At 69.9% G+C, this 20,259-nt stretch carries 18 protein-coding genes and 1 pseudogene; 10 read left to right on the forward strand and 9 right to left on the reverse strand.

Annotated elements, in window-relative coordinates; all coding sequences use genetic code 11:
• Positions 1-96: 96 nt before the first annotated feature.
• Positions 97-604, reverse strand: a pseudogene (gene dnaA, locus ACFY0I_RS07110) (chromosomal replication initiator protein DnaA); the annotation flags it as partial.
• A gap of 357 nt (positions 605-961) precedes the next feature.
• Between dnaA and rpmH the strand changes: the two are divergent.
• The 9 genes from rpmH (at position 962) to ACFY0I_RS07155 (ending at position 7,492) form a co-directional block, all read left to right on the forward strand.
• Entirely contained in the window at positions 962-1,099 is a 138-nt protein-coding gene (gene rpmH, locus ACFY0I_RS07115) for a 50S ribosomal protein L34 (RefSeq protein WP_008741645.1), read from the forward strand.
• A gap of 21 nt (positions 1,100-1,120) precedes the next feature.
• Positions 1,121-1,495 carry a ribonuclease P protein component gene (rnpA, locus tag ACFY0I_RS07120; protein WP_388891293.1) on the forward strand — a complete coding sequence of 125 codons (375 nt, stop codon included), beginning with the start codon at positions 1,121-1,123 and terminating at the stop codon, positions 1,493-1,495.
• Positions 1,492-1,773 (forward strand): membrane protein insertion efficiency factor YidD, encoded by a 282-nt coding sequence (yidD, locus tag ACFY0I_RS07125; protein WP_383987261.1) that lies wholly within the window; start codon positions 1,492-1,494, stop codon positions 1,771-1,773. The genes rnpA and yidD overlap by 4 nt, the downstream gene beginning before the upstream one ends.
• Positions 1,774-1,776: 3 nt before the next feature.
• Positions 1,777-2,883, forward strand: a complete 1,107-nt coding sequence (yidC, locus tag ACFY0I_RS07130) for a membrane protein insertase YidC (protein WP_388891296.1) — start codon at positions 1,777-1,779, stop codon at positions 2,881-2,883.
• Between the two features lie 15 nt (positions 2,884-2,898).
• Positions 2,899-3,411, forward strand: a complete 513-nt coding sequence (locus ACFY0I_RS07135) for a protein jag (protein WP_385572844.1) — start codon at positions 2,899-2,901, stop codon at positions 3,409-3,411.
• A 116-nt stretch (positions 3,412-3,527) separates the two neighbouring features.
• Positions 3,528-4,244: a 16S rRNA (guanine(527)-N(7))-methyltransferase RsmG gene (gene rsmG / locus ACFY0I_RS07140; RefSeq protein WP_388891299.1), complete on the forward strand. Its 717-nt coding sequence runs from the start codon at positions 3,528-3,530 to the stop codon at positions 4,242-4,244.
• A 276-nt stretch (positions 4,245-4,520) separates the two neighbouring features.
• Positions 4,521-5,618, forward strand: coding sequence for a ParA family protein (locus ACFY0I_RS07145; protein ID WP_388891302.1), 1,098 nt, complete (start codon positions 4,521-4,523; stop codon positions 5,616-5,618).
• Entirely contained in the window at positions 5,615-6,715 is a 1,101-nt protein-coding gene (locus ACFY0I_RS07150; protein WP_388891305.1) for a ParB/RepB/Spo0J family partition protein, read from the forward strand. The genes ACFY0I_RS07145 and ACFY0I_RS07150 overlap by 4 nt, the downstream gene beginning before the upstream one ends.
• Positions 6,716-6,874: 159 nt before the next feature.
• The gene (locus tag ACFY0I_RS07155) at positions 6,875-7,492 is read left to right on the forward strand and encodes a GNAT family N-acetyltransferase (protein WP_388891308.1); all 618 of its coding nucleotides are present in this window, start codon (positions 6,875-6,877) and stop codon (positions 7,490-7,492) included.
• Positions 7,493-7,604: 112 nt separating this feature from the next.
• Here the strand turns inward: ACFY0I_RS07155 and trxA are convergent, their stop codons facing one another.
• The 7 genes from trxA to ACFY0I_RS07190 form a co-directional block, all read right to left on the reverse strand.
• The gene (trxA, locus tag ACFY0I_RS07160; RefSeq protein ID WP_356882853.1) at positions 7,605-7,949 is read right to left on the reverse strand and encodes a thioredoxin; all 345 of its coding nucleotides are present in this window, start codon (positions 7,947-7,949) and stop codon (positions 7,605-7,607) included.
• Positions 7,950-8,000: 51 nt separating this feature from the next.
• Entirely contained in the window at positions 8,001-8,960 is a 960-nt protein-coding gene (gene trxB / locus ACFY0I_RS07165) for a thioredoxin-disulfide reductase (protein WP_388891311.1), read from the reverse strand.
• 124 nt (positions 8,961-9,084) lie between these two features.
• Positions 9,085-10,158 carry a hypothetical protein gene (locus ACFY0I_RS07170; RefSeq protein ID WP_388891314.1) on the reverse strand — a complete coding sequence of 358 codons (1,074 nt, stop codon included), beginning with the start codon at positions 10,156-10,158 and terminating at the stop codon, positions 9,085-9,087.
• The gene (gene sigM, locus ACFY0I_RS07175; RefSeq protein ID WP_388891317.1) at positions 10,155-10,850 is read right to left on the reverse strand and encodes an RNA polymerase sigma factor SigM; all 696 of its coding nucleotides are present in this window, start codon (positions 10,848-10,850) and stop codon (positions 10,155-10,157) included. The genes ACFY0I_RS07170 and sigM overlap by 4 nt, the downstream gene beginning before the upstream one ends.
• 24 nt (positions 10,851-10,874) lie before the next feature.
• On the reverse strand, positions 10,875-12,599 hold the full coding sequence (locus tag ACFY0I_RS07180; protein ID WP_388891319.1) for a protein kinase family protein: 1,725 nt from the start codon (positions 12,597-12,599) through the stop codon (positions 10,875-10,877).
• Between the two features lie 126 nt (positions 12,600-12,725).
• Entirely contained in the window at positions 12,726-14,903 is a 2,178-nt protein-coding gene (gene murJ, locus ACFY0I_RS07185; RefSeq protein WP_388891322.1) for a murein biosynthesis integral membrane protein MurJ, read from the reverse strand.
• Between the two features lie 46 nt (positions 14,904-14,949).
• A complete protein-coding gene (locus ACFY0I_RS07190) occupies positions 14,950-17,217 on the reverse strand; it encodes a DUF6049 family protein (protein ID WP_388891325.1) in 2,268 nt (755 codons plus the stop codon).
• Positions 17,218-17,402: 185 nt separating this feature from the next.
• On the opposite strand from ACFY0I_RS07190, the gene ACFY0I_RS07195 reads away from it, so the two are divergent.
• A complete protein-coding gene (locus tag ACFY0I_RS07195; protein ID WP_388891327.1) occupies positions 17,403-18,854 on the forward strand; it encodes a CCA tRNA nucleotidyltransferase in 1,452 nt (483 codons plus the stop codon).
• Between the two features lie 108 nt (positions 18,855-18,962).
• On the opposite strand, the gene ACFY0I_RS07200 is transcribed toward ACFY0I_RS07195, so the two are convergent.
• Positions 18,963-20,231: an MFS transporter gene (locus ACFY0I_RS07200; protein ID WP_388891330.1), complete on the reverse strand. Its 1,269-nt coding sequence runs from the start codon at positions 20,229-20,231 to the stop codon at positions 18,963-18,965.
• Positions 20,232-20,259 lie beyond the last annotated feature (28 nt).

The following is a 20,259-nucleotide window of genomic DNA, read 5'->3' on the forward strand; positions in this document are numbered from 1 at the left end:
CCCCGTACTTGGACTGCTCGTAGGAGCCCTGGTCGTAGCCGCCGGGGTCGGGCTGCTGGAGGTAGCCCGGCTGGGGGGAGGCGTACGGGTCGCGCTCGGGGAAGCCGCCGAGCCGCTGCTGCTGCCAGCCGTAGTCGTCCTGCTGGCCGCCGCGGGGCCAGGCGCCGGGCTCCGGCCGCTGCTGCTGGTAGTCCGGATAGGCGGGGCGGGCCGTGGGGAGGTCGTCGCCCGGGCCGGTGTGACCGGTATGACCTCCGGGGCGCTGGCCGCCGTACGGTTCGTAGCCCTCGCGCTGCGCGGAGGGGGGCGGGGAGGACGGCGCGGGCTCGCCCGCGGAGTCGTCGACGGTGATGGCGATGCGGATGGGCCGGCCGCACTCACGGCTCAGCGCGTCGCTGATCAGCGGGGCGAGGCGGCCTTCGAGGACGCGCTTGCCCCACTCGTTGGGGACGGCGAGCAACGCGGTGTCGGCGACCAGGGCCAGCGGCTGGCATCGTTCGACCCACTGCTTGTCCTTGGGCTCGATGCCTTGCTGGCCCTCGCCGAGCAGCTTCTCGAGCACGCGTGGCCACACTGCGGCAAGATCGGCAGGTACGTCAGCCACAGAGCACGCTCTCTCACAGGGGTCCCGTCCCACGAAGGTGTGGTTCTTTGGGACGGTCGGGACAAAAAACAGGGATCAGGCAACGGTAGTCAGGCCGGTGGCCACGGTTCAAGTCGTTGTCCACAGCCTGTGCACAGTGTGCGGCAGACGAGCTCGGTTTGACCGGATGGCGTAGCCGCGCGTACCGTGACGAGGTCGAATTGTCGATGGCTGCTGCCGCCTGCCTACCGATGGGCGAAGGTCACGTCAGTGATCATTTAGCGGTGTCCACTCGGGCGAACACGCGAGTTCCTCGTGGGCGCACGGTGACAGCCAGGCGATGTACCGCCATAACGATTCATTCTCTGGAGCCCCCGAGTGAGCAAGCGCACCTTCCAGCCGAACAACCGCCGTCGTGCCAAGACCCACGGCTTCCGCCTGCGGATGCGTACCCGTGCCGGTCGCGCGATCCTCGCGAACCGTCGTGGCAAGGGCCGCGCCGCCCTTTCCGCGTAACAACGCGCAGGTCGTGACGTCGTGCTGTCTCCCGAAAATCGGCTGAGGCGGCGTGAGGACTTCGCGAGCGCGGTGCGCCGAGGCCGGCGGGCAGGACGCCCGCTCCTCGTCGTCCACCTAAGAGCAAGCGGTGCAACGGACCCGCACGCGCCGGGGGAGATCGATCCCTCGCCGCGTGCGGGTTTCGTCGTCAGCAAGGCCGTGGGCGTCGCTGTCGTCCGTAACCGGGTGAAGCGTCGTCTGCGTCATCTTGTCCGCGATCGGCTGGCCCAGCTGCCCGCCGGTAGCCTGGTGGTAGTGCGGGCCTTGCCCGGATCGGGCGATGCCGGCCACGACGAGCTGGCCCGTGACCTGGACGCCGCCTTGGCGCGGCTGCTGGGAGGCGTGGCTCGATGAAGTACCCGCTGCTCGCTTTGATCAAGCTGTACCAGTGGACGATCAGTCCGCTGCTCGGGCCGGTGTGCCGCTATTACCCCTCGTGCTCGCACTACGGGTTCGCGGCCATCGACCGGCATGGTGCGGTGAAGGGGACGGTTCTAACCGCCTGGCGGATCCTGCGGTGCAATCCGTGGTCCCCGGGTGGTGTGGATCATGTCCCACCCCGGAAACGCCCGCGTTGGCACGAGCAGCTGCGCAGTGCGTTGCGTAGATCTCGCAATGCTCAAGGAGCCTGATTAGTGGACACGATTGCCAGTCTGTTCAGCTTTATCACCACACCCGTTTCGTGGATCATCGTCCAGTTCCACTCCCTGTACGGGGCGATCTTCGGTGCGGACAGTGGATGGGCCTGGGGCCTGTCCATCGTGTCCCTGGTGGTCCTGATCCGTATCTGTCTGATCCCGCTCTTCGTGAAGCAGATCAAGGCGACGCGGGGCATGCAGGCGCTCCAGCCGAAGATGAAGGCGATCCAGGAGCGCTACAAGAACGACAAGCAGCGTCAGTCCGAAGAGATGATGAAGCTGTACAAGGAGACGGGTACCAACCCGCTCTCCTCGTGCCTTCCCATCCTGGCGCAGTCGCCGTTCTTCTTCGCGCTGTACCACGTGCTCGCGAGCATCGCCAACGGCGAGACCATCGGCGTCATCAACCAGTCGCTGCTGGAGAGCGCCCGTCAGGCGCACATCTTCGGCGCCCCGCTGGCGGCGAAGTTCACGGACAGCGCCTCGAAGGTCGCCGAGCTGGACGCCTCGATCACCAATGTGCGGATCGTCACCGCCATCATGATCGTCCTGATGTCGCTGTCGCAGTTCTACACCCAGCGCCAGCTGATGCAGAAGAACGTCGACCTCTCGGTCAAGACCCCCTTCATGCAGCAGCAGAAGATGCTGATGTACATCTTCCCCGTGATCTTCGCGGTCATGGGCATCAACTTCCCCGTCGGTGTCCTCGTCTACTGGCTGACCACGAACGTGTGGACCATGGGCCAGCAGATGTACGTGATCAACCAGAACCCGACGCCGGGCAGCAAGGCGCAGGACGAGTACCTGACCCGCCTGCTGAAGCGGGTCGGCGTGCACGGCACCGTCAAGGGCCGCAGCAAGAAGAAGATCGTCGCTGCGATCGTGGCCAAGGGCCCGGAGCGCAACGACAACGAGCGGAAGTTCATCACCGCGCTCACCAAGCAGGGCATGGCCGCGCAGCCGGACGGCTCTGTGATCAAGAGTACTGAGGCCACCGCGGATGCGGATGCGGCGAGCGGTGGTGTCGCGACGAAGCGGCAGCAGCCGAAGCGGCAGACGAAGGCGAAGCGTCAGACGCCCCCCAGCAAGCCCTCCAAGAAGTAAGAAGGAGTCCCTCCCGTGACGGAAGGCACCACCACCGCCGCCGCTGAGAGTGGCGACACCCTGACCCGCCTCGAGCAGGAGGGTGAGATCGCGGCCGATTACCTCGAGGGTCTGCTGGACATCGCCGACCTGGACGGCGACATCGACATGGACGTCGAAGCCGACCGTGCCGCCGTCTCCATCGTCAGTGACTCCTCGGGCCGCGAGCTGCAGAAGCTCGTGGGCCGTGACGGCGAGGTCCTGGAGGCCCTGCAGGAGCTGACGCGGCTGGCCGTGCACCGGGAGACCGGGGACCGCAGCCGGCTGATGCTGGACATCGCCGGCTTCCGGGCGAAGAAGCGCGAGGAGCTCACGGCCCTGGGTGCCCAGGCCGCGGCGGACGTGAAGGGTTCGGGCGAGCCGCTGAAGCTGGCTCCGATGACCCCGTTCGAGCGCAAGGTCGTCCACGACGCCGTGGCGGCCGCCGGTCTCAAGAGCGAGTCCGAGGGTGAGGAGCCGCAGCGCTTCGTCGTTGTGCTCCCGGCCTGACCGGAAGATCATGTGGTCGGCCCCGTCTGTGTCGCAGGCGGGGCCGATGTTTGTAAGCCTGACAGTTGAACGGCACGGTTTTGGCGTGAGCGGTTCTGTACGGAAGGACGGTCCCCGTGACGGAGGCAGCTGAGCTTCCCCCGGCGCCTGAAGAGGCGCGCGCGGTGTTCGGTGAATTTTTCCCGGAAGCTGTGCGGTATGCGGAGCTGCTGGCGGACGCAGGAGTCCAGCGCGGTCTGATCGGACCGCGCGAGGTGCCCCGGTTGTGGGAGCGGCACCTGCTGAACTGCGCGGTCCTCTCGGAGGTGGTGCCCGAGGGCGTCACCGTCTGCGACGTGGGCTCGGGTGCGGGTCTGCCGGGCATCCCGCTCGCCCTGGTCCGCCGGGATCTCAAGATCACCCTGCTGGAGCCCCTGCTCCGCCGCACGAACTTCCTTCAGGAAGCGGTGGAGCTGCTGGGGCTGGACCACGTGACGGTGGTGCGCGGACGGGCCGAGGAGATGCTCGGCAAGGTCCAGCCGGTGCACGTGGTGACGGCCCGCGCGGTGGCGCCCCTGGACCGCCTGGCGGGCTGGGGCGTTCCGCTGCTGCGGCCGTACGGCGAAATGCTGGCACTCAAGGGCGACACCGCGGAGGAGGAGCTGGTGGCGGCCAAGGTCGCGCTGGCCAAGCTCGGCGTCGTGAAGACCTCGGTGCTCCAGGTCGGCGAGGGCATCGTGGATCCCCTGTCCACGGTCGTACGCGTCGAGGTCGGGGAAAGCCCCGGCGGGGTGCGGTTTGCGGCCAAGCGGGCTAAGGCCGCGCGGACGAGCAGGACGCGTCGGCGCCGCTGAGTCCTGCTGAGCGCCGCTCGGTGCGCGGGCGAGGTCGGGGATTTCGGGCGTGTTGGGCCCTATAGGTCTGGGTTGCGGAGTGTCGTGACGGCCTGAAGAGCCCGCCCGGGCATCGTGTTTCACGTGAAACGTCGCTCTCTGCTGCACGGAATCATCAGCCGCGGCCGTGCGGCTGCCGCCCCCCGTTCCCGCAAGGAAGCGGGGGGTACGGAGTTGTCCACAACGGTGGATTCATCCACAGGAGTACGGGCCCCGCTGGTTCGCGACCCCGGTGACATGGCAGGCTCTGTTCATCGCGAGCCCGCTGCCGAGGAGAGTGACACCGTGCGGTCCGACGCCAACCTCGCGGGGCCGATGACCGATCCGGTCCCAGGTCCCCGCTCTGAATCGCCAGGCGATGTTTCACGTGAAACATCGCCACCGCCCCTCGTCGACAACGACGACATCAGTGAGAGCCCCATCGGTCGTGCCGCGCAGGCGGGCATCGAGGCCCTGGGGCGGTCCGGCGCCGCGCTGCCGAGGCCCGCGGACACCCGCGTCATGGTGGTGGCCAACCAGAAGGGCGGCGTGGGCAAGACCACGACGACCGTGAACCTGGCCGCCTCGCTGGCCCTGCACGGTGCCCGGGTCCTCGTCATCGACCTCGACCCGCAGGGCAACGCGTCCACCGCTCTGGGCATCGACCACCACGCCGAGGTCCCGTCGATCTACGACGTCCTGGTGGACAGCCGTCCGCTGATGGAAGTCGTTCAGCCCGTGGTCGACGTCGAGGGCCTCTTCTGTGCCCCCGCCACGATCGACCTGGCCGGCGCCGAGATCGAGCTGGTCTCGCTGGTGGCCCGCGAGAGCCGGCTCCAGCGGGCGATCCAGGCGTACGAGCAGCCGCTCGACTACATCCTGATCGACTGCCCGCCCTCCCTGGGCCTGCTGACCGTGAACGCCATGGTCGCCGGCGCGGAGGTGCTGATCCCGATCCAGTGCGAGTACTACGCGCTCGAAGGTCTCGGTCAGCTGCTGCGCAACGTCGACCTGGTGCGCTCCCACTTGAACCCGACGCTGCACGTGTCGACCATCCTGCTGACGATGTACGACGGTAGGACGCGGCTGGCCTCGCAGGTGGCGGAGGAAGTGCGCACGCACTTCGGCAAGGAGGTGCTGCGCACGAGCATCCCGCGCTCGGTGCGCATCTCTGAGGCTCCGAGCTACGGTCAGACCGTGCTCACGTACGACCCGGGTTCCAGCGGCGCGCTCTCCTATCTCGAGGCGGCGCGGGAGATCGCGATGCGCGGTGCCGGAATCCACTACGACGCCCGGAACGCCCATGCGGGCGCGGGCACGAACAGCACGCAGAGTGTGGCGGAGGGGATCCAATGAGTGAGCGACGTAGGGGGCTGGGGCGGGGGCTCGCAGCGCTGATCCCGGCTGCTCCGCAGGAGAAGACGCCGGCGGGCACGGGCTCGACGTCACCGTCGGCGATGCCGGTGCTGACGTCGGAGCGCGGCATTGCCGCGGCGAAGCTGGCTTCGCTGTCGCAGGCGACGGTTTCACGTGAAACACCGGAGCCCGAGCCGGCAGTGGACCAGGTGGCGAAGAGCGCTGTCGAGTCCACGGATCCGGAGGCCGGCGGGGCGCCGGTGGCGATGTTCGCCGAGCTGCCTCTGGACAGGATCAAGCCCAACCCGCGCCAGCCGCGCGAGGTGTTCGATGTGGACGCCTTGGCGGAACTGGTGGCCTCCATCCAGGAGGTGGGTCTCCTCCAGCCGGTGGTCGTCCGGCAATCCGGCCCCGACGCCTATGAGCTGATCATGGGCGAGCGGCGCCTGCGGGCCTGCAAGGAGGCTGGACTGGAGCGGATCCCCGCGATCGTCCGGGCGACGGAGGACGACAAGCTCCTGCTCGACGCCCTCCTGGAGAACCTGCACCGGGCGCAGTTGAATCCCTTGGAGGAGGCGGAGGCGTACGACCAGCTGCTGCACGACTTCAAGTGCACCCACGACCAGCTGGCGGACCGGATCGGGCGCTCCCGTCCGCAGGTCTCGAACACGCTACGACTGCTGAAGCTGCCGCCCAAGGTGAGGCTCAAGGTGGCGGCGGGCGTGCTGTCGGCGGGACACGCACGAGCGCTGTTGCCGGTGGAGGACGCCGAGCAGCAGGAGCTGCTGGCGACCAGGATCGTGGAAGAGGGCCTCTCGGTGCGCACGGTCGAGGAGATCGTGTTCCTGATGGGCTCGGAGCCCGCCGGCCCGGTCAAGCCGAAGGGCCCGCGGGCCGGTGCCCGGGTGGCTCCGGCGCTCAGCGAACTGGCGACGCGCCTCTCGGATCGGTTCGAGACCCGGGTGAAGGTGGACCTGGGTCAGAAGAAGGGCAAGATCACCGTCGAGTTCGCGTCCATGGAGGACCTGGAGCGGATTCTGGGCACCCTGGCGCCGGGTGAGGGACGGGTACTGGAGCAGGGGCAGTCCGGGGAGTAGCCCGGATGGCCCAGGAGCGGGCCGTGCCGGCGCAAGCCGGTGCGGCCCGCCTGCTTTTCAGCCCCCGTTTTCAGCCCCTTTTGCGCAGCGGTGCTTTTGCCTGGCCACCGGCAGCCGTCCGCACTCGAAGGGCGAGGGGGCTGTGGATACGATGCCGTCATGGGTCGTCGGCTGGTACCGCTCACGCTGGACAACCTCCAGGACCTGCCCGAGCGTTGCCGGAACTGCGTGTTCTGGGAGCTGGATCCCGTCAGCGGTGAGGCCGCGGTCAAGGCGGGTACGTCGGAGGTCCGGAAGGAGGCCTGGATCTCCGCCGTCCTGCTGGACTGGGGCTCCTGCGGCCGGGTGGTCTACGTGGACGAGGTCCCGGTGGGCTTCGTCCTCTACGCCCCGCCGGCTTACGTGCCCAGGGCGGCCTCGTTCCCGACGAGCCCGGTGTCCCCGGACGCCGTGCAGCTGATCACGGCATGGATCATGCCGGGGTATCAGGGACAGGGCTTGGGCCGCGTGATGGTGCAGACGGTCGCGAAGGACCTGCTGCGTCGGGGCTTCAAGGCGATCGAGGCGTTCGGCGACGCGCGGTGGCAGCGGCCCGCGTGCCTGCTGCCGGCCGACCACCTGCTCGCCGTGGGCTTCAAGACGGTCCGTCCGCATCCCGCGCACCCGAGGTTGCGCCTGGAGCTGCGCACCACCTTGTCCTGGAAGGAAGACGTGGAGATGGCCCTGGATCGTCTGCTCGGTGGGGCGCGCAAGGAACCGGCGCTGCGTCCGCTGTGAGGGCTACCTGAGCGAGCGGGCGGGACCTGAGCTCGTCGGACGGGACCTGAGCATGCGAAACGGGGCCGCCCCTTGAAGGGGACGGCCCCGTTTCACGTGAAACACCGCTGGGTCAGCCGGCGGCCTTGACCTCGACGAAGTCCGAGAGGTCACGCAGGATGGCGGCCTTCGGCTTGGCGCCGACGATGGTCTTGGCGACCTCGCCGCCCTGGTAGACGTTCAGGGTCGGGATGGACATGACCCCGTACTTGGCGGCCGTGTCCGGGTTCTGGTCGATGTTGAGCTTGACGATCTCGATCTGATCGCCGTACTCGGCGGCAATGGCCTCGAGCGAGGGCGCGATCTGGCGGCACGGACCGCACCACTCGGCCCAGAAGTCCACCAGCACGGGCTTGTCGCTGGCGAGGACGACGGTGTCGAAGTCGGCGTCGGTCACGTTCTTCAGGTTGCCGGCCACAGCGGGCTCCTTCTTCCTGCGGGGTGTGGGGTGTGGGGTTGGAACAGCGGGTCAGACGGCCGCGTGCGCGTGCTCGGAGTCCGAGAGGGCGGCCAGGAAGCGCTCCGCGTCGAGGGCGGCGGAGCAGCCGGTGCCGGCCGCGGTGATCGCCTGACGGTAGGTGTGGTCCACCACGTCGCCCGCACCGAAGACACCGGTGACGTTCGTACGGGTGGAGGGCGCGGCCACCTTGAGGTAGCCCTCGTCGTCCAGGTCCAGCTGGCCGGTGAAGAGCTCGGTCCGCGGGTCGTGGCCGACGGCGATGAAGAGGCCGGTCACGGGCAGCTCGGAGGTCTCACCGGTCTTGGTGTTGCGCAGCGTGAGACCGGACAGCTTCTGCTCGCCGTGGATCTCAGCGACCTCGCTGTCCCAGGCGAACTTGATCTTCGGGTCGGCGAAGGCCCGGTCCTGCATGGTCTTGGAGGCACGCAGGCTGTCGCGACGGTGGACGATGGTGACCGACTTGGCGAAGCGGGAGAGGAAGGTCGCCTCCTCCATCGCGGTGTCGCCACCGCCGACCACGGCGATGTCCTGGTCCTTGAAGAAGAAGCCGTCACAGGTGGCGCACCAGGAGACACCGCGACCGGAGAGGGCGTCCTCGTTGGGCAGGCCCAGCTTGCGGTGCTGCGAACCGGTGGTGACGATGACGGCCTTGGCGCGGTGCACCGTACCGGCGGTGTCGGTGACCGTCTTGATCTCACCGGTGAGGTCCACGGAGACGATGTCGTCCGGGATGAGCTCGGCGCCGAAACGCTCGGCCTGGTCACGCATGTTGTCCATGAGGTCCGGGCCCATGATCCCGTCCCGGAAGCCGGGGAAGTTCTCGACCTCGGTGGTGTTCATCAGCGCGCCACCGGCGGTGACGGCACCTTCGAAGACCAGGGGGTTGAGCGAAGCGCGTGCGGTGTACAGGGCGGCCGTGTAACCGGCCGGCCCGGAGCCGATGATGATCACGTTTCGTACGTCGCTCACGGGTTCTTTCCTCGTCTCTGCGGACTGCGTGTTGCCTACCGGGGGCCGGTGCGGACTCTCACCCCACCCAACGGATCCTACGGCGCGCGCATTCCCCGCTTGTCCAGCAAGGAACCGGAACGGGTCAGCCGCGCGGATAGGTGCGCGTCAGGAGCGGCGTTCCCGGAGCCTTCGGCGGGGTGTCCGCGCAGGCGGCCGGCACCACGTACGCGTCCACGAGGGCGGGGTCGCCGGGATGCGGCAGAACGACGAGGTAGACGTCCGTGCCCTCGTAGGTCCCGCGGTCGCCGGCGAGCGGGGCATCGGCGCGGCCGGTGGCCTGCTGGACGCAGGGCGGTACGGGATTCGCTTCCGCGGCGCCCTGGCGGTCGGACGGGGCCAGCCCCGGGGTGTTCTCCAACCCCATCGTCTTGTTGGTCGCGGCCGGCGGGGACTGTACGGCGTCGCCCGTCTTCGCGGTGTTCCCGGTGTTCCCCGTGTCTCCGGCGGCCAGGAGCCGGCGGACGCTGTCCTGGAGTCCCTGGGCGGTGTACCCCGTGCCCGGCGAGCGCTCCGCGGCGGCCGAGGAGTCGCCGCGAGCTGCGGTGGCGGGGTTGTCGGAGGGGTTCCCGGTGAGCCCGTTCACGAGGAAGACGGCCAAGGCGCAGGCGGCTGCCCCGGTCAGCCCCGCGAAGATCGCGATCCGGCGGCGGGCCCGGCGGCGGCCGGGTCCGGTGGAGCCGGAGGGGTGGCCGGAAGGGCGTCGGCCCGGGGTGTGATCGGAGCCCTCGGGCGGTGTTTCACGTGAAACACCGGTCGGCGTCGTCCCAGCGGTTCGCGCCTCAGCGATCCGTTCCTCAGTGATCCGTGTCTCATCGCTCGGGGTTTCACGTGGAACATCGGCATTGCTGCGGGATCGGCCGGACGGCGGGGCGGAGGCAGGGCCGGCCGTGCGGGATCCGGTCGAGTCGAGCAGGGCCTCGGCGGCCAGGGCCGCGTCGATCCGGCCGGCGATGGCGGAGGGCATCCTCGGCGGCCCGGGAAGGGTGCCGAGGAGCCCGCGGATCTCCTGGAGCGAGGCCAGGACGTCCGCGCACAGGGAGCACTCGCCGAGATGGCGGCGCACCTCGGCGCCGCGCGACGGGGAGAGCAGTCCTTCGGTCAGGTCGGAGATCTCCGAGACCTCCGGGTGCCGGATCGTTCCGGTTGTGGGGTTCACGGTCGTCCACCTCCGCCCTTCACAGCGTCTGGGTCTGGGTCCCGGGGTTCTGCCGCTGGTGGGACGGGCGTCCCCGGCGTCCGGTTCCTTCCCCGCTCCGAGGTGCTGTTATCCACGGCATTCGTGCGCAGATGAGTGAGCATCGGGACGAGTTTCGCCCGGCCGCGCGCGCATCGGCTCTTCACGGTGCCGGTGGGGACGTCCAGGATCCGTGCGGCTTCGGCGACGGCGTATCCCTGCATGTCGACGAGGACGAGGGCGGCCCGCTGATCGGCCGGGAGGGTGCTGAGAGCGGCCAGCAGCTGCCGATGGAGGTCCTCGCGCTCCGCAGGAGCCTCGGCGGACTCGTGCGGCTCCAGGAGCCGCTCCAGGCGGTCCGTGTCGTTGAGGGGGGAGGTTCGGCGGGAGGCGGCCTTACGGGCCCTGTCGAGACAGGCGTTCACGGTGATGCGGTGCAGCCAGGTGGTGACGGCCGACTCCCCGCGGAAGGTGTGGGCGGCCCGGTAGGCGGAGACGAGGGCGTCCTGCACGGCGTCGGCGGCCTCCTCGCGGTCGCCGAGGGTGCGCAGGGCCACGGCCCACAGCCGGTCGCGATGGCGGCGCACGATCTCACCGAAGGCGTCGGGGTCGCCGGCGACGTGCAGCGCCAGGAGTTCCTGGTCGCTGTGGTCGCCGGTCGTGGCGTGGTCCAACGGTGAGCCCTCCCCTGCCGTCCGTCAGCCCGCGAACTTCACATCCGTGATGCCCTGCTTGTAGCCGGCGCTGCTGAATTCGTCGAGCTCGGCCTTCGGCACGGCGGTGATCCACAGCAGTACGTAGCGGGACTTGACCGGCTTCTCGAGGGTCAGGCGCACGTCCCGATCGTTCGTCGTGGTGCCCGCGATCTTCTTCATGGACGAGACGGACTCGTTCGGGTTCAGGGAGTTGGTCGCGTAGAGCGCCAAGGTGGTGTGGTCACCGGCGAACCGCAGCGCTATCGAAGCCTCGCGGATCTCGTGCTCGTCCCCGAGGTCGTAGACGATGCCGACGCCGCTCTTGATCGTCAGCTTCGGGCCTTCGAAATAGCTCTTGGTCCGCCAGTACGTGGAGGCGTCACCGTCGTACGTCTTGGAGACGTCGGTGGCGTTCTGGGCGGCGCCCTCCGCGACGTGCTCGGCGGCCTTCTTGATGGAGAGCGGTACGGGATCCTTCTTGACCGGTGCGTCGTCGCTCTTGGGCTGCTGCTGTTGCTCGGTGCCGTTGTTGCCGTTGCCCCGGTTGAGGTGGTCCAGGAGGGTGTCGGCGAGCTGCCAGCTGCCCAGGCCGAGGGCGGCGATCAGCAGCGCGGCGACGGCCCACTTCAGCGCCCGGCCGGTACGGCTCTGCAACGGCGGCGGTGGCGGAATCGTAGCGACCTGCACGGTGGGGCCACCGGGCGGCAGGGGACGGCCGTAACTGCCCTGCTGGTACGTGGTGTGCTGGTACTCCGGCGGCGCGGTGAAGGCGGGCTCCGGCGGCCGGATGCGGGGCATCGCGGCGACGGCCTTGGCCAGCTCCTCCGGCGTGGTGCAGGCGGGGTCCTGACGGGACGCGGTGGCCCCGTCGTTGGCGAGGGCGCGCATGGCGAGCTCGCCGAGGCCGCGGTGGACTCCGGCACGGACCTGGTCGGGTGCGATCAGGCCGACGCCCTTGGGCAGACCGGCGAGGCCGTAGGCGTCCGCCTCGTACGGCCAGCGCTGGGTCAGCGCGGCGTACAGCAGGGCGCCGATGGCCTCCGTGTCCGCACGCTGCGGGGTCTCGCTGGTGATGCCGCGCAGCGCGGCGTTCACCGCGAGGCCGCGGATGCGGTACTGGCCCGAGGAGGTGCGCAGTATCGCGCTGGGCGTCAGCCGCAGGTGGGCCAGGCCCTCGCGATGGGCGGCGGTCATGGCCTGGGAGACCTGGCTGACGAGCTGGTAGGCCTCGTGGGGCTCCAGCGGTCCGGCCGCGAGGATGGCGGTGAGTTCGGTGGCGTCGGGCAGCCACTCGTGGACGACGTAGACGAGGTCGTTCTCCTCCACGGCGTCGAGGACCTGGACGAACCGGGGGTCGCCGAGCAGGGCGGAGGAGCGGGCGGCGGCCAGAACCGTACGGGCCCTCGGGTGATCGGCGGGCAGCAGGTGGACGCCGACCGCACGACGGAGCTTCTCGTCCATCGCGCGCCAGCTGCTGAATCCGTCCAGACGGGTGACGCACTCTTCGAGGCGGTAGCGTCTGGCGAGCTTGTGGCCGCTGTGGAGTTCCGGCGCGGCCAGGGGGGCCGCGTGCGTGCGTTCGCCGTCCTTGTCGGGCATGGGTCCGTCCGCGGCTCGTCCGTTCTGGGTGTCCACCCCGTCGGCCGTGGCCTTGACCGCTCCTGCGGCCAGCGGCTCATCGCCGCTGTTGTCGGCCACGTCGACGGCAGCCGTGCTACGTTCCGCCACCGTCGTCCCTGCCTCCCCATCCGTTACGCGCTGTCGGCCAGTCTGCGAAGCCATGCCAATTGTGCCCACAGTCCGGCGCTCTGCACGACACGCCAGGGAGGTCAGGTCCTGCGGTGGGCGTTCGCATCAGCGCCCCAGACGTCCGCGGACCATCCCGACCATGGAGTTGAGCTCTTCGATCCGCATCCGCTTGGCGGCGATGAGGAACACCGCGCCCAGTGCGATGGCGCCGGCGACGAGAGCGGCGAGGGAACCGACGACTCCGCTGCCCAGCCACTGGGTGACCCCGTAGGCCACGCCTCCCGCGACGGCGGCGGCCGGCACGCAGGCGCCGATCAACCGCGTGTAGGTGCGCATGACGTGGGCGCCGTCGAGGTCGCCGCCGAGACGGTTCTTGAGGCGGCGCCAGGCCACACCGACGCCCACCGCGTAGCCGAGTCCGTACGCGGCGGCCATGCCGACGACGGCCCAGCGGGCCGGGAGGACGAAGAAGGCGATGGTCGAGGCACCGGCGTTGACGGCGGCGACGATGACCGTGTTGAAGAACGGGGTCCGGGTGTCCTCGTAGGCGTAGAAGCCGCGCAGGACGACGTACTGGACGGAGTACGGGATCAGGCCCAGACCGAAGGCCATGAGGACGAAGCCGATGTTGCGGGCGTCGTCAGCACCGGAACCGGCGTACAGCAGGGTGGCCATCGGGACGCCGAGCGAGAGGAACGCGAAGGCGCAGGGCACGATCGCGACGGCCGAGGTGCGCAGGCCGTAGGAGATGTCGTCACGGACCGCGGCGGCGTCCCCGTCGTGCGCGGAGCGGGAGATGCGGGGCAGGACCGCCGTCATGACGGAGACGGTGATGATCGCCTGCGGCATCTGCCACAGCAGCAGGGCGTAGTTGTAGGCGGTGATGCCGGTACCGCCGTGGCCCTGCGTACCGGCGAGCGATCCGGCGGTGGTGGCGAGCTGGGTGACGACGATCAGGCCGAGCTGGTTGACGAGGACGAAGAAGAAGGTCCACTTGGCGAGGCCGGCGGCCTTCCCGAGGCCGTGGCCCTTCCAGTCGAAGCGCAGGCGCGGCTTGAACCCGGCGTCGCGCAGGTAGGGCAGCATCGCGAGGGACTGGACGACCAGCCCCAGCAGGGTGCCGATGCCGAGCAGTCGGACGCCCTCGGGCGTGATGCTCCCCTCCGTCATGCCCGTGGAGGTGAAGCCGCCGAAGGCCCAGATGAAGGCGCCGAAGGTGGCGATGACGACGATGTTGTTGAGGACCGGGGTCCACATCATGGCGCCGAACCGGCCGCGCGCGTTGAGGATCTGACCGAGGACCACGTGCACGCCCATGAAGAACATGGTGGGCAGGCAGTAGCGGGCGAAGGCCACGGCCACGTCGAGCCGCTCGGGGTTGTCCGCGATGTCCTGCGACATCATCCCGATCAACAGCGGTGCGGCCAGGACGCAGACGGTGGTGACCGCGCCCAGGAGGACCACGACGAGGGTCAGCAGTCGGTTGGCGTAGGCCTCGCCGCCGTCGTCGTCGTTCTTCATGGCCCGGACGAGCTGGGGGATGAAGACCGCGTTGAGGGCGCCGCCGCCGACGAGCACGTAGATCATCGTCGGCAGGGTGTTGGCGACCTGGTAGGAGTCGTTGAGGACGGCGACGCCGATGGCGCCGGCGATCACCAGGGTGCGGGCGAAGCCGGTGAGGCGGGAGACGATCGTGCCGGCGGCCATCAACGCGCTCGACTTGAGCAGGCTGGAGGCGCGTCCGGCGGGCTTGGCGGGGGCCGGGGCGGCCACGGGGGCCTCCTCGACCGGGGTGCGGGGGGCCGCCTGCTGGTCCCGGTACAGGTGGGCGAAGGCGTCCGGCTCCGGCTCGTCCTCGGCCGCCCGCGTCACCAGCGAGTCCACGCCGACGAACTGCGTGGTGGTGGCGTGGTCCCCGTACGGGAGGTGACGGGAGGGGCCGTCCGGCTCGGGCGGCGGCGTCTGGGCCCAGACGCGCGGGTCGGGGCCGTGGGAGGGAGTCTGCGGAGCCGCGTAGAGCGGGGCCCCCTCCTGGTAGGTGCCGGGGGGCGGCGGCGGGTGGGACGCCCGGTCGTACAGGACCTCGGCGACCGGATCCTGAGCCGACAGGTCCTGCGCCCGGTACGGGTCGTAGGCGTAGGCGTCCTGGACATAAGGGTCGTGGTCCGGCGCGGGCCCGGGCGCCGGAACCTGCCCGGGCACGGGAGTGCCCGGGGCAGTGCCCTGGGAGGGCGTCTGCCCACCAGCGCCCTGCGCGCGGTCACCGTCGTACGGCGCGTTCATCGCAACCCCACCTCATCGTCCCCAGGCCGACCGGCCACGGCATCGCTCAACGGTCCACTGTCTCACTCGGGCCGGACCCCTCGGTGCTTTGCGGTCCGGTGTCCGGGGACTCGTCACTCGGCTGCGTGCTCTCCTCCGCGGCCGTGCGGGCCGCGACACGCTTGCGGCTCGCGTACATCTTGATGCCTGCGAGGACCAGCAACAGCACGCCGCCCGCCATGACCAGCATGACCGTGGGCGTGATCTCCGTCGCATCGACGGTGAAGGTGCGTTCCTTGCCGTACGGCACGCCGTCCTTGGTGAAGAGCTGCGCGGTGACTTCGACGGGTCCGCTCGCGGTGGCGTTGGCGGTGAACTTCACCGTCTGGCTGTGCCCGCCCTGGACGTTGACCTCCTGCTGCGCCTCCCCGCTGTCGTCGAACATCAGGCGGGTGGGGTTGGCGGACTTCACGCGGAGCACGAGGTTGTGCACGTCCTGGACGAGGCTGTTCTGGACGCTGACGGGGATCGTCGCGCTGTGCCCGGACAGGGTCGCGTCGGACTTGGGGATGACCTTGACCTTCTCGGTGAGCCCGATCAGGTACTGCTGGACCTGCTCCCGGTAGAGGCGGCCCTCCTCGGGGCGACCGCGCCAGGAAGTGGACATCTCCCGGTTGGTCGTGTTCCCGAAGGGGATCTCGACCCGGTCCGCCATCGTGAGGATGACCTTGAAGTGGTCGAGGGTGTTCTGGGTGGTGCGGATCGTCTCGAAGGCCGACACCGGGAGTTCCTGCTTGCTCAGGGACTCGGGGTACTGCCCGGCGCCCGGAACCTGGGTCGAGGCGCCGGGGTCGGGCTTGGCGGCGGCCGCGGCCTCCAGATCGGAGGGCTGGCTCCAGCGTGCGCCCTGCAGACCGCGCAGCGCGAGGGCCATCGAATCGGCCTGGCTGACCGTGGGCATGCGCTGGGGAGCGACCACGTAGCTGCGGGGCTCGTCGCCGTTGTGCAGGTTGAGCGCGAGGCTGTGGGCGAGGAACCGCTGCACGGCGAGCGTGGAGTTCCCGACGTGCGACATGTCGCCGTCGAAGGCGGTGGACAACTCGGCGTCGGCGACCACGGCTGTGGTGCCGGCGCCGATGGGCCGGGCGGCCGAGGGCGTGTACCCGAGGGCGCCGCTCTCCTGGAGGCTGTCGCTGCGCGTGAGGACGTTGTGGGCTCCGGCCGAGGTGGCGACGTTCACGATCGCGGGGTCGATCGCGCCTTCCACGGGCCAGGAGAAGTCGGTGGACGGGGTGACGTGCAGGACCGTCTCGACGGCCTGCTTCGCCTTGTCCGTGGCGGGTCGCAGCTGACCGAGGGTGCCCGAGACGTCCTTGCCGTGGTGGGCCAGCGAGGCGATGTCCGGGTCGGCGAAGGGCAGCGCGACGACCTTCTTGCCCTGGACGGCGTTCTCCAGGTCGCTCAGCCAGCGCTCGGCGACGGCCTTGTTCTTGCCCTGGACGGGCTTGCCGCCGGGTTCGGGGCTGCGGACCCGGTAGCCCTTGGTCATCGCGTCGACGGTGGCCAGCAGGTCGGGGTCGATGACCCAGGTGACGGGCAGGTCCTTGCCGAGCGCGACCATCCGCTCCAGCCGGCCGCCCGGCGCCAGCTCCTGGGCGAGTGAGTCGTCGAGGAACACCGGGGTCTGGAGCTCGTCCGAGCCGGTCTCCGCGGTGACGCGGGTCGTGGAGATCAGCGGCCACACGTAGGTGAGCGAGGAGCGCTTCGCGGCGGGGTCCGGCTGCCAGGGCAGGAACGTCCGCTGGATGCCGAGGACCCGGTCCGAGGGACGGCTGTCGGTGGTCCCGGAAACGGAGACCCCGAGCTGGTAGACCCCGTCCGCGCCCAGGTCCAGCTTGTTGACCGGCACCTTGATGGAGAACGGCTTGCCGACCTTGGAGGGGAGCGAGTCGAGTTTCACGGCGAAGGCGCTGTCGATCTCGCCGGGATCCACACCCGGGCGGAAGCCCTTGCGTTCCGCGACCTCGTCGATGGTCGACCGGTCACTCACCATCGGTCCGACCCGCAGACCGACGTGGGCGCCCTTGATCGTCTCCGCGCTGTTGTTGACCACGGTCCCGGAGATGGTCAGCGTGTCGCTCTTGACGGGAGCGCTGGGGCTCACCTCGTCCAGTTGGACGTCGACCGAGCCGTCGGCGGCCTGCGCCGGCGGGGCGGGAGCGTAGATCAGGGCGGCCAGCACCGGCGTCCCGGCGAGCAGGACCACCGCCCGCCGCAGCCAGCGGCGCCGGGCAGGGGTGGGAGTACCCCCCTGGATTTCTGCCGCCTCGGCCACGCGCTCGCCCGTCCTCGAAGTGTCAGTGGTCGTCGTTTCTGCGTCCACGCATGGTAACGAGGTGCGCTGTGCGCGAGTGCCGCGCCTTGCTCCACATGATCGGGGGCGGCCCCCGGGCACCCCGGCGCCGGGGTGCCGTAAAACGAGGGAGCCCGTGCCGGGTGGGCCACGTACCCTTTTCTGTTGTGCCGAATGCCAATGAAGACACCCCCAGTGCCCTGAATCAGGTGCAGCGCCGCGCGGTCAGTGAACTGCTGCGGGTCGCTCCTGTCGCCGACGAGCTCGGCCGCCGGTTCCAGCAGGCGGGCTTCCGCCTCGCCCTGGTCGGCGGGTCCGTCCGCGATGCGCTGCTCGGGCGTCTCGGCAATGACCTCGACTTCACCACGGACGCGCGTCCCGAGGACGTCCTGAAGATCATCCGCCCCTGGGCCGACTCCCTCTGGGACGTCGGCATCGCCTTCGGCACGGTGGGAGCACAGAAACAGGGCTTCCAGATCGAGGTGACGACGTACCGCTCCGAGGCGTACGACCGCACCTCCCGCAAGCCCGAGGTCTCCTACGGTGACTCGATCGAGGAGGACCTGGTTCGCCGCGACTTCACCGTCAACGCCATGGCCCTGGCCCTGCCGGAGCAGGAGTTCGTCGACCCGCACGGCGGCCTGGAGGACCTGGCCGAGGGCGTGCTGCGCACTCCTGGCACTCCGGAGGACTCCTTCTCCGACGACCCGCTGCGGATGCTGCGCGCCGCCCGGTTCGCCGCGCAGCTGGACTTCGAGGTCGCACCCGAGGTGGTGGCGGCGATGAAGGCGATGTCCGACCGGATCGAGATCGTCTCGGCGGAGCGGGTGCAGGGCGAGCTGAACAAGCTGCTGCTGTCGGCGCACCCCCGCAAGGGCCTGGGACTGCTCGTGGACACCGGTCTCGCGGACCGCGTGTTGCCCGAGCTGCCCGCGCTGCGGCTGGAGAGCGACGAGCACCACCGGCACAAGGACGTCTACGACCACTCCCTGATCGTGCTGGAACAGGCGATCGCGCTGGAGGAGGACGGCCCGGACCTGGTGCTGCGCCTGGCCGCCCTGCTGCACGACATCGGCAAGCCCCGCACCCGCCGGTTCGAGAACGACGGTCGGGTCTCCTTCCACCACCACGAGGTGGTGGGCGCGAAGATGACCAAGAAGCGCATGACCGCGCTGAAGTACTCCAACGACATGATCAAGGACGTGTCCCGGCTGGTGGAGCTGCACCTGCGCTTCCACGGCTACGGGGACGGCGAGTGGACCGACTCGGCGGTGCGGCGCTACGTCCGTGACGCGGGTCCGCTGCTCGGCCGGCTGCACAAGCTGACCCGCTCGGACTGCACCACGCGCAACAAGCGCAAGGCGAACGCCCTGTCGCGCACCTACGACGGGCTGGAGGAGCGCATCGCGCAGCTCCAGGAGCAGGAGCAGCTGGACGCGATCCGGCCCGACCTGGACGGCAACGAGATCCAGCAGGTGCTGGAGATCGGTCCCGGACCGGTGGTGGGCAAGGCCTACGCCTTCCTGCTGGAGCTCAGGCTGGAGAACGGCCCGATGGATCGCGACGCGGCGGTGGCGGCCCTCAAGGAGTGGTGGGCCGCTCAGGACGCGCAGGGCTGAGGGGCTCTCGTCGCTGTTTCACGTGGAACGGGCCGGCCGTTTCACGTGGAACGGCCCCGCTGTTTCACGTGAAACAGCGGGCCGGGGCGTCGGTACGAGGGCGGTGTTTCACGTGAAACACCGCCCTCGGCGTTGCAGGAGCACGGCCGTGGCGGCGTAGAGCAGGGCCACGGTGACGATCAGGGTGATCGAGCGGCCGTCGGCCGGGAGCATGAGCGAGGCCACGGCGGCCGCTCCGACGAACGCCACGTTGAACAGGACGTCGTAGACGGAGAAGACCCTCCCGCGGAACGCGTCGTCCACCCGGGACTGCACGACCGTGTCGGTGGAGATCTTGGCGCCCTGCGTGGCGAGGCCGAGGACGAACGCGGCGACGAGCATGGGGCCGGGCGCGAAGAAGAGCCCGAGCGCGGGGACGAGGACGGCCGCGCCGGCGGCGCAGACGGTGATGCACCCCAGGGTCCCCAGCCGGGCCACCAGCCAGGGCGTGATGACGGCGGCGACGAAGAACCCGGCCCCCGAGACTCCGACGGCGATGCCCAGCAGGGCCAGGCCGTCGGACTCGTTGTCCGACCAGGCGTAGCGGCAGAGCATCAGCAGCGTGACGGTCAGGGCCCCGTAGCAAAAGCGCATCAGCGTCATCGCGGTGAGGGCCAGGGCGGCCTCGCGCCGCTCGGCGAGGTGTCTGAGTCCCTCGGCCATGCCCCGCACGGTGAGGGTGGCTCCCTCGGCGAGCGACGGATGGCTTCGGCCGGGTGGGTGGTCGGGCCCGAGCAGGTCCACGGCCAGGCGCAAGGAGGCCAGGGCCGCGCACAGGTAGAGCCCGGCGCCGAGCAGCACGACGAGTGCGTTGCTGTCGGAGGCCAGGAGCCGCACGAGGAAGGCGAGGCCGCCCCCGCCCACGGCCGCGAGGGTTCCGGCGGTCGGGGACAGGGCGTTGGCCGTGACCAACTGGGCGGGTCCCACGACGCGGGGCAGTGAGGCGGCGAGGCCGGCGAGGACGAAGCGGTTCACCGCGGTGACGGACAGGGCCGACGCGTAGAACAGCCAGTCGGGTACCTGAGCGACGATCAGCATGCCGGTCACACAGGCGAGGAAGGCCCGCAGCAGGTTGCCGTAGAGGAAGACCTGTCGACGGCGCCACCGGTCCAGCAGCACCCCGGCGAAGGGTCCGATCACCGAATACGGCAGCAGGAGCACCGCCATGGCCGAGGCGATGGCCGCGGGCGAGGTCTGCTTCTCCGGCGAGAAGACCACGTAGGTGGCGAGCGCGACCTGGTAGACACCGTCGGCGGCCTGGGAGAGCAGCCGTACGGCGAGCAGGTTGCGGAAGTCCCTCAGGCGCAGGAGTACGCGCAGATCACGTACGACAGGCATGAGGGCAAGGGTCACACACGCCGAGGGT

This window comes from Streptomyces sp. NPDC001568 (assembly GCF_042893755.1).
Classification (GTDB): domain Bacteria; phylum Actinomycetota; class Actinomycetes; order Streptomycetales; family Streptomycetaceae; genus Streptomyces.